The 11,458-nt window shown below is 40.3% G+C and carries 14 protein-coding genes, 1 pseudogene and 1 other annotated feature (1 of these 16 only partly in view); of the genes and pseudogenes, 8 read left to right on the forward strand and 7 right to left on the reverse strand.

Annotation, left to right across the window (positions count from 1 at the left end):
* On the reverse strand, positions 1–705 hold the full coding sequence (locus tag FO446_RS05275) for an ABC transporter ATP-binding protein (RefSeq protein WP_173611354.1): 705 nt from the start codon (positions 703–705) through the stop codon (positions 1–3).
* Between the two features lie 253 nt (positions 706–958).
* A complete protein-coding gene (locus FO446_RS05280) occupies positions 959–1,666 on the reverse strand; it encodes a DNA alkylation repair protein (RefSeq protein WP_173611355.1) in 708 nt (235 codons plus the stop codon).
* A gap of 145 nt (positions 1,667–1,811) precedes the next feature.
* On the opposite strand from FO446_RS05280, the gene FO446_RS05285 reads away from it, so the two are divergent.
* From FO446_RS05285 to FO446_RS05300, 4 genes are all read left to right on the forward strand, one after another.
* The gene (locus tag FO446_RS05285) at positions 1,812–2,621 is read left to right on the forward strand and encodes a TrmB family transcriptional regulator (RefSeq protein ID WP_012684714.1); all 810 of its coding nucleotides are present in this window, start codon (positions 1,812–1,814) and stop codon (positions 2,619–2,621) included.
* Between the two features lie 82 nt (positions 2,622–2,703).
* Entirely contained in the window at positions 2,704–3,438 is a 735-nt protein-coding gene (locus FO446_RS05290; protein ID WP_173611356.1) for an AzlC family ABC transporter permease, read from the forward strand.
* A complete protein-coding gene (locus FO446_RS05295) occupies positions 3,429–3,761 on the forward strand; it encodes an AzlD domain-containing protein (protein WP_173611357.1) in 333 nt (110 codons plus the stop codon). The genes FO446_RS05290 and FO446_RS05295 overlap by 10 nt, the downstream gene beginning before the upstream one ends.
* Before the next feature lie 106 nt (positions 3,762–3,867).
* Positions 3,868–4,449, forward strand: a complete 582-nt coding sequence (locus tag FO446_RS05300) for a type 1 glutamine amidotransferase family protein (protein ID WP_173611358.1) — start codon at positions 3,868–3,870, stop codon at positions 4,447–4,449.
* 107 nt (positions 4,450–4,556) lie between these two features.
* Here FO446_RS05300 and FO446_RS05305 read toward each other — a convergent pair whose 3' ends face one another.
* Both FO446_RS05305 and FO446_RS05310 read right to left on the reverse strand, forming a co-directional pair.
* A complete protein-coding gene (locus FO446_RS05305; RefSeq protein ID WP_173611359.1) occupies positions 4,557–5,126 on the reverse strand; it encodes an SF0329 family protein in 570 nt (189 codons plus the stop codon).
* A gap of 56 nt (positions 5,127–5,182) precedes the next feature.
* Positions 5,183–5,458 (reverse strand): annotated as a pseudogene (locus FO446_RS05310) (hypothetical protein); the annotation flags it as partial.
* A gap of 12 nt (positions 5,459–5,470) precedes the next feature.
* Here FO446_RS05310 and FO446_RS05315 point away from each other — a divergent pair.
* From FO446_RS05315 to FO446_RS05325, 3 genes are all read left to right on the forward strand, one after another.
* Entirely contained in the window at positions 5,471–6,001 is a 531-nt protein-coding gene (locus FO446_RS05315) for a GNAT family N-acetyltransferase (RefSeq protein WP_221868766.1), read from the forward strand.
* A gap of 343 nt (positions 6,002–6,344) precedes the next feature.
* A complete protein-coding gene (locus FO446_RS05320) occupies positions 6,345–6,755 on the forward strand; it encodes a YjdF family protein (protein WP_237900062.1) in 411 nt (136 codons plus the stop codon).
* Positions 6,756–7,006: 251 nt separating this feature from the next.
* Positions 7,007–7,276, forward strand: coding sequence for a hypothetical protein (locus tag FO446_RS05325; protein WP_106778455.1), 270 nt, complete (start codon positions 7,007–7,009; stop codon positions 7,274–7,276).
* A gap of 311 nt (positions 7,277–7,587) precedes the next feature.
* Here FO446_RS05325 and FO446_RS05330 read toward each other — a convergent pair whose 3' ends face one another.
* The 3 genes from FO446_RS05330 to rlmD all read right to left on the reverse strand — a co-directional run bounded on the left by FO446_RS05330 (position 7,588) and on the right by rlmD (position 10,699).
* A complete protein-coding gene (locus FO446_RS05330) occupies positions 7,588–8,220 on the reverse strand; it encodes a restriction endonuclease (protein ID WP_221868765.1) in 633 nt (210 codons plus the stop codon).
* 29 nt (positions 8,221–8,249) lie between these two features.
* Positions 8,250–9,146, reverse strand: a complete 897-nt coding sequence (locus FO446_RS05335) for a glycerol kinase (RefSeq protein WP_221868764.1) — start codon at positions 9,144–9,146, stop codon at positions 8,250–8,252.
* 170 nt (positions 9,147–9,316) lie between these two features.
* On the reverse strand, positions 9,317–10,699 hold the full coding sequence (rlmD, locus tag FO446_RS05340; protein ID WP_221868763.1) for a 23S rRNA (uracil(1939)-C(5))-methyltransferase RlmD: 1,383 nt from the start codon (positions 10,697–10,699) through the stop codon (positions 9,317–9,319).
* Between the two features lie 169 nt (positions 10,700–10,868).
* Between rlmD and FO446_RS05345 the strand changes: the two genes are divergently transcribed.
* Positions 10,869–11,210, forward strand: coding sequence for a hypothetical protein (locus FO446_RS05345; protein ID WP_048031397.1), 342 nt, complete (start codon positions 10,869–10,871; stop codon positions 11,208–11,210).
* Between the two features lie 152 nt (positions 11,211–11,362).
* Positions 11,363–11,458: a binding site (T-box leader), on the forward strand; it runs 164 nt beyond the window's last position.

Consider the following 11,458-nt stretch of genomic DNA (forward strand, 5'->3'; position numbering starts at 1 on the left):
TCACCACTCAATCCCTTCCACACTTTGCTTTTCACGATTAATGGTAACGCTTTCAATCATTCCGCTTTTCACCTTAATGATTTTGTCAGCCATAGGAGCAATGGCGGAATTATGTGTGACCAATACGACGCACTTTTTTGTCTCTTTGTTCAAGTCCTGGAGAAGCTTTAAGACGGATTTACCTGTCACATAATCCAAAGCTCCGGTTGGTTCATCACAAAGTAAAAGCAAAGGATTTTTGGCAACAGCTCTTGCGATGGCAACTCTTTGTTGTTCGCCGCCAGAGAGCTGAGAAGGGAAGTTTTTCATGCGATTTTGTAATCCAACTTTATGTAAAATCTCTTTCGCATCCAGATGGTTTTTGCATACTTCCGTGGCGAATTCAACATTTTCCAGGGCGTTTAAATTCGGAATTAAGTTATAGAATTGAAAGACAAAACCGACTTTCTCACCGCGGTATTGTGTTAATTTTTTTTCGTTGAATCGGGTGATTTCTTGATCACCAACAAATACTTGACCTGAGGTAGCCGTATCCATACCGCCTAGCACATTCAAAATCGTACTTTTACCAGCCCCACTCGCCCCCAAAATAACGACGAATTCTCCCTCTGCTATGGAAAAATCAACACCATTAAGCGCTTTGATTGGCACTTCTCCGATTTTGTATTCTTTCGTTACTTTTTTGAATTCAATTAACGTCTTCACATACTACATCTCCTCGTATCTTATTTTCGAAAGCTTAGGTACCATAATATACCAACAGAGAGTAGTTACATCCCGCAGTCGATGTATTTTGACCTCGGTCTTCAGAAGGAGTTTGTTCGCGCTTGTCAGAAAAATCGCTACACGTCCAGTATCGCCTGTAAATTCGTCTACTATTACCAATAGGAGGAATTCGACTTGCTCGCAAAAAAACGGAGCAACCTCTAAAAGGATACTCCGTTTGAACATGACGGGGTTAACACCTCACATGTTTCCGTTTGAAGCCAAGCTGCCCTTTACTTACTGCCTTTTGAATATTATCGAGAGCGTTTAGGAACTTGCTTTTTGCTTTGTCTTTTTGGACTTCTACAGGTCCTACTTCCTTTGCAATTTCGACCGCCTTATCGTGGAGTGGCAAATAGGAGGTTGCCACGGTGTAAATAAATTGATTCATAGCGTATTTCGTTCGTTCGGGAGAATCGTGAATCGCATTTTTTACAGTTTCAAGCATACTGGCAATTTTGCTTTCGGAAAATTCACGATCGGGGCGATTCCCCAAAAGCCAGCAGTAACAACTCCAGCCAGCAGACATTCTGAGCTCTTCGCCGCTTGTGATCCATTGATCGGCAACTTCTTGGGCAATATCTGCTTCAGATAAGGTGACTGCCACCACATAATCGGACAGCATATAAAAATAAGCGGAATCCATCCATCGATCAAAATCCGCCTTGGTCATTGCTTTTGGATCTGCGATCACACCGGCAAAGTACATGGCGTCGTAGTTCCCGGTAGCGTAAAGCTGCTCCGCCAAGGGCTGATTGATCTTGATTTTTCTCGCCATGGGCTTCATAGCGCCTGTAGCCACGCCAAAAAGTGGTTCGTGAGCGCCATTGGATAGATAAATTTTCTTGGTTCGTTCCTTGCCGAGAGCTTCAAGCTCTTGCATGACCATCTCTAAATCCATCGTATATCCCTTCTTTCGTTGTTTTCTCGGCCATCAAACGCAAAGTATCATTAAAATGATTGACGATATGATTAGTGATTATTATAATAACCACCATAGAACTTAGAGGTTATAACAATAATCACTAAAAAGGTGCTGGTTTTCTTTGGATGAAATCTATAAAGAACTTCAGAAATTGGGATTTTCACAATATGAATGCAAAGCTTATATCGGACTCTTGAAGCAGTCTCCTATAACTGGATATGAGATTAGTAAAAGATCGGGTGTACCGCGTTCCATGATTTATGAAGTATTGGGCAAATTGTTAGATAAAGGAGCAGTTTATACGGTACCATCTGAACCTCTGACCTACTCTCCTTTGCCCGCTAAAGAATTAATCACGCGATTGCGCAATTCCTTCGAGCAATCATTTGATTATCTTGAAAAAAATCTATCTGCCTTAGAAAGTGAACAGCAAGTAGACGTGGTTCGACGCATTAGTACTGATGAACTGGTTATCACAGAAATGGTCGATATGATAAACAAAGCCCGAGAAGAACTATGGTTATCGATTTGGCAACCACAGATTTCTTTTATTAAACAGGACGTAGATAAGCGGGTAAAAGAAGGTGTTCCTGTATTTTCTATGTTGTTTGGAGCACCCGATACCGAGTTAGGGGCAACCACTCATCATGATTACATGTCTCCGAAAGTAGCAGAGGAACGTATGAGTGGTCGTTTAACCATTGTCTCCAGGGACAATGAAGAAGTATTAATAGCAAATTTCGCTCCAAATACCGCTGCTTGGGCTATAAAAACACAAGACCCAGCACTTGTATTAGTAGCAGTGGAGTACATCAGGCACGACATTATGTTTGCGCAATTAGTTAAGGAAGTTGGACCCGAGAAAGCCGAAGCTGTCTGGATTAACCATCCTGACCTGTTCCACGTGGTTACAGGAAAACGGTTCAAGTAATTTGAACCGTATTTTCTTTCACTTTTTCATAGTAGTTATCACAATAACTCCCTGAATGTAAATAAGACTAAGGAGGGATAAAATGGGACTGGCAAATGACCAAATCGAAACGGTGGCAGATTCAAGAGATAACGATACTTTTCGCCAAGGTGTAAAGGATTGTGTCCCTACGCTACTCGGTTATTTAAGTATTGGATTCGCTGCTGGTGTGATCGAAAGGACAGCGGGTCTGAGTATAACTGAAATAGCCCTGATGTGTTTAATTCTTTATGCTGGCTCAGCCCAATTTATCGCTGCCGGAATGATGGCAGCAAGCAGTTCGATTACCACCATTATTATTACCATTTTCTTTGTTAATCTTCGGCATCTTTTACTTAGTGCAGCCCTGGCACCATATTTTCGGCATCTTTCTCCGCTTAGAAACATGCTAGTAGGGTCTCTACTTACCGACGAGTCGTTTGGAGTTGCGATCAACGAAGCTGCAAAAAAGAATTACATTAGTGAAAAATGGATGCACGGTCTAAATGTAACTGCTTATCTAAACTGGTGCGTAGCCAATATAGCGGGAGCATTCTTGGGACAATGGATTTCAAATCCCGAAACATTAGGTTTGGATTTTGCTTTGACAGCGATGTTTATTGGACTTCTGGTACTTTCGATGTTAAGTCGAAAGAAAATCAGACGTGATGTGGTTGTCGCGATAATCGCAGTTGTTATTGCTGTGGGAGCCAGTTCGGTATTGTCTAGCAGTATGGGAGTTATTGTTGCTACAATTTTTGCTTCAACGATAGGGATGGTGATGGAAAAATGGAAGTAAGATTGGATGTTTTTTTGATGATTGTAGGAACAGCAATTGTTACATTCATCCCAAGAGTCCTTCCTCTTATGGTATTGAGTCGTTTTCAATTGCCAGATTGGGCAACACGGTGGTTAAGCTATGTCCCCATATCTGTTATGGCTGCTCTAGTAGCGCAAGAGGTATTTAAACATGGTGAAAATATTTCTTTTTCTACAAACAATGTCGAACTTCTAGCAGCCATACCAACCTTTTTCATTGCGATAAAAACACGTAGCTTATTGGTAACTGTACTCGCAGGCATTATTGCCGTGATGGTTTTACGTTTTTTGTTTCCAGCTTGATCGCTTCAAAATGTTCATGTGATTTCCGTTTTCTTTCCTGACCATAACTGTCAGTGAAGTTGTTTTACAATTCATTTGTACATGAAGTTACAGGGAGGGAATCACTTTGAAGGAAGTGCTCATTTTTATTACGGATGGTTTTGCTGATTGGGAGGCAAGTTACGTCAGTTCAGAGTTGAACAAGCCAGGAACAGGATATCGTGTAAAGACCATCGCCATTGATCAGGAACCTAAAGTTTCGATGGGTGGTTTAACGGTCCTTCCAGATTATAGCGTAAACGCATTTAACCCGATTGAGGACATCGCCATGTTAATCATACCTGGCGGAACGGGATGGAGAGAAGAAAAGAATCAGATAGCAAAAGTAGTGGTTGATTATTGTGTGAGCAAGAATATTCCTGTCGCAGCCATCTGTGATGCTACGACTTTTTTGGGGAATCACGGATTTTTGGACAATCATAAACATACAGGCAATACGTTACCTTATTTGAAGGAAGGAGCTCCCAACTACAGAGGAGATCAACATTATGTAGAGGGTCAGTCAATCCGGGACGAGAATCTCATCACTGCGAATGGAAGCGGTGCATTGGAGTTTTCAAGGCATATTTTGGAGAGATTGGGTGTTTTGGAAGGCGAGGAATTGAATCAATGGTACGAAATATTTAAAAAGGGCTACTTTCCCTCCTAGCGGTTTGGTAGACACGATATGCCCCCATCAAATGAAAAGCCGAAGACCTGAATCGAAAAGGGTCTTCGGTTTAATAATGACAACGAATTTCCTGACATATTTATTTTTCATAATGTACTAAGCCGTAATTCATAGAAATACTGCACAATTGGATGCTTTAACTTCATCTTCTCGGCCATATTCAAAATCCTCTTTTTCCCAACTCTTCTGTCCACCAAGGCTAGAATATTCAATAGGATATCATTGCTCTCTATGCTTTCCTCTATAGAAATAGATAAAAACTGATTAGCCACAACGATAAAATTTGATTTACTTAATGTTGCCTGTGCTGACAAAAGCTCCTTTGCATATTCGGATATTTTTCTATTTCTTGCAATGACTTTTAGACGATCCTCCGGAACGTTCCCCTTGGTTTCATTTCTGACTGCTTCCATTTCTTCATTGGTGATAGGAATTTGGATATCTGAATCATTCTTAATTTCCTGCTCCGTCTGATACCATCGGATTGAGCCAGTTATATCACTCATAGTAAGTACGTTCTTTTTATCTACGGAAATATAACAAATTCCGGATTTATCAGGTAAATAACGGTAACCGGTTGCACGGTATTCGACCCTTCCATTTAGCGCAGGACAGAGAAAGCTCTCCAGTTGTTTCTTCACTTTGCTCCAGGACATGTATCCTCCTATGTTCTCAAGGTCTTCTACCGGTATTTGCGGCAGTTACTCTTTTATTAACAATTATGCGTAACTTCTAGCTTATTATTGGCATAGATTGTTCCGTATGTAGCACAAAGTAACATACCACCACAAACCTCGTTGCTCACTTGAAAGTTTATGTTGTCTTTCTATGTGTCTATGCTATCAGCTCTAATTGTATCGACAAGCTTTTTGAAATGAAAATACTTTGCTATCATATCATAACTTGATAAATTATCTTTATTTGTGTAAGGATTATATGCTTGGATGTCTTTATAAATCGGACTTGGACTATTTGAATCATGTTTCAAAGGGGGAGAACGATGTACATATATTTAGAGTTTGAAAACAAAATGGTTGATGAATTAGTAGAATTTTTAACATCAGAAACATGGAGTTTTCATGGACAGGAGAATCCTACTGAGGAGTCTATAAGAGAAAAGGTAGCCAACGGAAATTATAACGAAAACGGGAACCAAACATTTTGGATCATGGATAATCATACAAAAATTGGTTTAATAAGAGTGTTTGATTTAGAAGATCCCATATGTTTATTCGATTTGCGATTGAAAGAAAAGTTTAGAGGCAAAGGAATAGCAAAGGATGTCCTTAATTGGTTAAGTACATATGTATTCAATAAGTACACTCATATTATTAGAATCGAAGGTCATACCAGATATGATAATTTTGCGATGAGAAAAACGTTCTTTCATAGCGGATTTGTAAAAGAATCTTATAACCGTAGATCATGGAGACAAGGCGGACAATTATTTGATTCTGTTGGGTATGCAATGATACGAGAAGACTGGGAGAACAATACCAAAACAATAATAGAAGATACCTTTCCATACTAACTTAAAGGAAGCATAGGTGAAGAAGAATTCTGAAATGTAATATATGATCTTCAGTTTCCAAAACATCCAAGAAATGGTGGATGATAGAAAAATACCTTCCTGTCAAAATAAAGGAAAGGTTTTAACGAATGAAGGCGATATTAAGTCGTGTATTAGGGCGGCGTTTTCGTGGAAGTTTCAGGGAATGAATGATACAATATGAGCCAGTAATATTGCAACGGGAACGAAAAAACACGGTTCGGTTGGTAGTCCGAACGCATGGTCATAATTTTGGCCATGTCAGTAACCTTCCCCCCTCGGGATGTCCATCGTTACTCGTAATACTTTTTGAGGGGGAATATTTATGAAGCTGACTGTCTACTATGATGGTCAATTTTGGGTAGGTGTTGTAGAGGAAAATGATTTCGGTAAGTTAAAAGCAGGCAGATATTTATTTGGTTCTGAACCAAAGGATAATGAAATTCTGGAGTTCATCCAGAAAAATATTCATGAAGTCACAAACAAATTATCACAAGAGGTGGATATTAATACCTCTTGTGACCGAAGGGTTAATCCAAAGCGTTTAGCCAGACAAGTGGCTCGCGAGCTAAGCATGAAAGGAATCTCTTCTTATGCTCAAGAGGCTTTGAAATTGGAGTATGAGAAGAGAAAAATAGAGAAAAAAGTATGCACTCGTCAGCAAAGAGACGAAATGAAGGAACGAAAAAGAGAATTAAGACTTCAAAAAGCTAAAGCTAAGCATCGTGGTAAATAATTTGGATAGTTTTTTATGCAAGTACGTGGGCTATCACCATCTTTTTTTAGTGGTGTAGCCCCACTTCTTTTTTATATAAAAAACCCTGTTTATAAAGCTTGATAGAAAGGAGAATTTTGACATGCAGGGGCAAACGACTCCTGTAATTGTCCTTGCCTTGTGCTTCAGTAGACTGTCTCAAAGTAGGGGTTCATTTCCTATGACTTAACTTCTGATGTAATGAAAAGATAATTTTAAGGAGGAAGAAAGTGGTGAATAATCAATGTAATTTAAAATGGGCTGATTTAAGCGATCCAGTTAAAACGATAATAGAACACATTGATACTAATTGTTGTGATGAAGATTTTCAAGTTGGAACGAAGCTAAATATACCGTATTTTAAGGGGAGATTCACTCAAGAAATGGCAGATGCAATTCTCGAATATCAATATTCAACTGAAAATTTAAACGAAAATTGTTATTCTGCCGAACTGCAAGATGGTGTATTGATGATAAAGTTCGTTAAGAGTTCAGAGAGATAGTTCGTTATGTCCAATTTTATAACCAGGAGCGCCCTCATCAATCTCTAAATGAAGCAAAACCCGATCAATTTTACGCCCATACTATCGAAAAATCGCATCTTAAACACTAGGACTACGAAAAGGAGGACATAACTTATTCCTCAAAAAATCGTGTCTTGACAACGGAGAGCATTACACCTCCATACTCTTATTTATAAAGTCAATGGCATTATCATAAAGTCTTAGCGCTAGTATAGTTGTTTTATCCCACATAGTTTTCTTTTTCAATTCCCATAACACTTTATTAAATTTCTATTGTTTATTTGAAGTGTTTAATAGCTACGTAATAATATTTCAGCCTTTTTATCTTTTTTAATTTCGCGATTGTGATCATTGTATTCTGACCAAGAATCTAAGATTAATCTTGGCTCGCCTTCAATTATGTCTTTTACCTTATTTAAGTTTCCCTGCTTGAACAAAGCTATTATTTCAATTAAGTCTTGACGATCTAGCAATTTAACGTGATTTATTCCTGCCAAAGTCTCACAAGACGTAGTGAAGCTTGAAGTCCCTATTACGATAGACTTCTTAGCTTTGTAAAATCTCATGGAGGAATAAACTTCTTGAATGGCACTAATCCCAATTGGATTATTTTCACTATAACGTTTAGCTTGGATGACGTTCCTTGTTCCAGAGCGATCATTAAAAACTAGATCGGCACCGAAATCTCTACTCCCAACTGTTTTGTATACACCTGAATAGCCTAGTGCTAAAAATAGGCGATAGAGATACATTTCAAACTCTGACCCGTCTTCCATTTTGTCAATTTGATTAATGTCAATACTTAGAGGATCGAAATCTTGTGTTTCCAATTGAACGTTTTTTGAAAATATTGCTTTTTTCTTAACTAATACAATAATGAAGGTCAAGACTATTAGTGTTATAGATATGCAAATATAAAGCATTTGTATCCTCCTAGAAATTCTCTTTGTACCTAATAAGCCTGAATTCCAAATCTCAGTAATTTCTTAGGAAATACATCATCTAAGTTTTGGATATCTGTATCTGTTAGTTCAATAAGGTTAAATCCATATTTCCGATATATTTCTAGTTTTGATTTTTTCCTCTCAATATACTTTGAATCATTTTCAAGTCCCCAGTATTCAATGTAGACTTTTCCTACAGGAAGATAAAAATCACAATAAACATCTTCTTCAATGGGTAACTTTCTCTCATAGGCATGGACTATTTCCGACATATAGAGCCAATTATCAATAAGCATTTCGGCTTTTGATCTTACAACGTGCCCATCGGCGGCTCTATGCTTTGCTGGAAATTTATCTCGAAAACTTGTATCGACTTCATTGGACGTTTCGTTTCTCTCATCGAAGAACTCTCCATTTATTTGTTTAAACGTCTCGATAAGGCTTTTATTATTCAGAATGCTTTCCGGCCAGGTTACATAAGGAATACCGGTTTTTTCATACTCTAATTGTTTTCCACCAATATTTTCACCTAAATTAGTCAATACCCACCCTTTTCTATCTCTCTCTAACCAGCCTAGTTCGGAAAGGATTGGATTTATACGCAACTTTGACACTTTAAGAATCTGACTCAATACAGTTGCATTTAAATATTTAGTATCTGTAGTTTTTGAGCTAATCATCGATTCAAGTTCTCGAATTATAGTGTCAGGCCATACAACCCAAGTTCCCCGTAATGAATCTGATTTATATTGTCCACCTTTATTCGTACCGGTATTTGTTAGTGTCCAAGCATTTTCAACTCTTTCCATCCATCCGATTTCTTGTAAGTATGAAAAAAGATCACTCGTAGAAACATGCAACAATTTTGAGAGTGCAGTTGTAGAGATGTATTTCTGATTACCCATTTTTACCTCCTGAAAAACGAAACTATTTTGTAGCTAAGTAGTTCAAAATACCTTATTTCGCCAAATTATTTCCAAGACCTCCGAAAAGCGACAAAAAAGAAACCTACTATTTCAAATGAGAAAGGCTAAACTCCCATTGCATCAAGGGAATTTAGCCTTTTCTTTAACACCTATTTCAACGTCAAGAGCGTCACTGACTCCACATGCGCCGTATGCGGGAACATATCCACCGGCTGCACACTCTTCAACTCATACCGCTGCATCAGCTTCCCAACATCCTTCGCCAATGTAGAAGGATTACAAGACACATACACAATCTTCTTCGGCTGCACATCCAACAAGGAACGAATCAGCGCATCATCCAGCCCAGTCCGCGGCGGGTCGACTACGACGACATCTGGGCGAGTCCCTTGCTTGGCCCATTTTGGCATCAAGACCTCGGCACGCCCCACGTGAAAGCTGGCATTCGATGCTTGGTTACGCTCTGCATTGCGATTGGCATCCTCGACAGCCTCAGGAATCAGTTCGATCCCGCGTACCTCGCGGGCATAAGGAGCGAGCCATAAGCCAATCGTCCCTGTACCACAGTACAAATCGAGTACGAGCTCTTTTCCGGTCAGTCCAGCAGCCGTTTTCACTTGATTGTACAGCTTTTGCGTCTGCTCGGGATTCAATTGGAAGAAGGCACGAGCCGACAAGTCGAAGGACAGTTCACCCAGCTTTTCAGCAATGGAAGCTTTGCCCCACAACGATACGGTCTTGTCACCAAAAACGAGCGATGTTTTTTGCGTATTTACGTTTTGCGCGATTCCTACCAGTTCAGGCAGTCTCGTGCGGAGCTCCAAAAGCAGCTCTTTCACTCGTGGAATTTCTGGGGTAGCCGTAACAAGCGTTAATTGCGTTTCGCCCGTAGCAAAAGCGACGCGAGCTACGATTGTGCGGATGACGCCCGTCCGTTTTTTCTCGTCGTAGATCGGAATCCCGAGCTCCTCGATGATTTGCTTCGCTGTTTGGACAATTTTTGTTGTTGCTTCATGCTGCACCTGACAGCCTTCCAGGTTGACGAGCTTGTGGCTCCCTGTTTGATACAGTCCAGCGATGAGCTTGCCTTTTTCCTTGCCCACCTGAAACTGCGCTTTATTTCGATACGACCACGGGTTATCCATACCAATCGTAGGGGCGACGGGTGGTTGATTCAGTCGAGCGTACTTGCGCAGTGATTCGATGACGATTTCCTGCTTGCTCGCGAGCTGTGCGGCATAATCCATGTGCTGCAAGCTGCATCCGCCACACTCCGCATAGACCGGACAGGGGGGATTCGTGCGAGATGCTGATTTTTCAACAACTCGCAAAAGACGCGCGGTCGCGTATTTTTCTCTTGCCTCGGTCACCTCTGCATGGACGACCTCTCCAGGGAGGGCACCCTCTACGAAGACGATTTTTCTTTTAAAATAGCCGATCCCTTCGCCATTAATGCCCAAACTCTTGATCGTGAGCGTCATTTGCTGGCCGACACGGATGCTGGCGTCTTGTTCTTTTTTATGCGTTGTCATCTGTTCCGTTCTCCTCAAGCAATTCAGTATTTCCCTATTATAGAGCATTACGGAAGACGTTGCATGTATGCGAGAGCTTCACGGGTGCCAGTAAGATAATGGCAACTTCCTGTCCAGCGTTGTTTTTGTTATAATAGTTCGGAGAATAATGAGGGAGTTGTGACGCTAGATGCAAGATCTATTTGAAAAAATGAAAGAATATCTCAACATGGATACTGAGATTTCTTTTGACGAGTTTGATGGCTACTACAAAAAGGTAACTGCGTTTCTAAATGATAGCTGGCAAACGCTGAACGAGGAAGATACCATGCACATGCTGTTCATCCTCGACAACCTCAAGTCAAACGGTGAAGATCGCTCCAAGCGCAAAGTGAAGGAAGCGAAAAAATACGCGAAAATGGCGCAGCGCACTGAGATTTGGGCGAATGCACTGATTGGCCGTCTGCGCGAAGCTGGTTTGACTGATGAAGAAATCGGCAAGCGTTACGAAGCAATTTACGAAGCAGTATAGGATGTATTGAAGAGAAAAACGGGTCCCGTTTTGAGTGCAGTAGCTCGAAAGGGAACCCGTTTTTTTGTCATTGCTTTCCTGCTAATTAACAAGAAGATTGACAACTTGTGGGTTTCGGCGTAGAATGTTTAACTAATTCGAATAGTTCGTATCTATGAGCGTTGAAAAGGAAGAGTAGAAACAGTAAGCAGTGTGCAGAGAGCCGTTCCCCGTGCTGAAAGAATGGCCGCCAGCCTGTTTTGAAAATC

The organism is Brevibacillus brevis (assembly GCF_022026395.1).
In the GTDB taxonomy this organism is placed as follows: domain Bacteria; phylum Bacillota; class Bacilli; order Brevibacillales; family Brevibacillaceae; genus Brevibacillus.

What these genes read in the sequence shown, in the direction of transcription:
- FO446_RS05335 (WP_221868764.1), bottom strand. Translation starts at nt 9,146, where the DNA reads ATGGGTAATCAGAAATACATCTCTACAACTGCACTCTCAAAATTGTTG.
- FO446_RS05330 (WP_221868765.1), bottom strand. Translation starts at nt 8,220, where the DNA reads ATGCTTTATATTTGCATATCTATAACACTAATAGTCTTGACCTTCATT.
- FO446_RS05290 (WP_173611356.1), top strand. Translation starts at nt 2,704, where the DNA reads ATGGGACTGGCAAATGACCAAATCGAAACGGTGGCAGATTCAAGAGAT.
- FO446_RS05295 (WP_173611357.1), top strand. Translation starts at nt 3,429, where the DNA reads ATGGAAGTAAGATTGGATGTTTTTTTGATGATTGTAGGAACAGCAATT.
- FO446_RS05320 (WP_237900062.1), top strand. Translation starts at nt 6,345, where the DNA reads ATGAAGCTGACTGTCTACTATGATGGTCAATTTTGGGTAGGTGTTGTA.
- FO446_RS05280 (WP_173611355.1), bottom strand. Translation starts at nt 1,666, where the DNA reads ATGGATTTAGAGATGGTCATGCAAGAGCTTGAAGCTCTCGGCAAGGAA.
- FO446_RS05345 (WP_048031397.1), top strand. Translation starts at nt 10,869, where the DNA reads ATGCAAGATCTATTTGAAAAAATGAAAGAATATCTCAACATGGATACT.
- FO446_RS05315 (WP_221868766.1), top strand. Translation starts at nt 5,471, where the DNA reads ATGTACATATATTTAGAGTTTGAAAACAAAATGGTTGATGAATTAGTA.
- rlmD (WP_221868763.1), bottom strand. Translation starts at nt 10,699, where the DNA reads ATGACAACGCATAAAAAAGAACAAGACGCCAGCATCCGTGTCGGCCAG.
- FO446_RS05305 (WP_173611359.1), bottom strand. Translation starts at nt 5,126, where the DNA reads ATGTCCTGGAGCAAAGTGAAGAAACAACTGGAGAGCTTTCTCTGTCCT.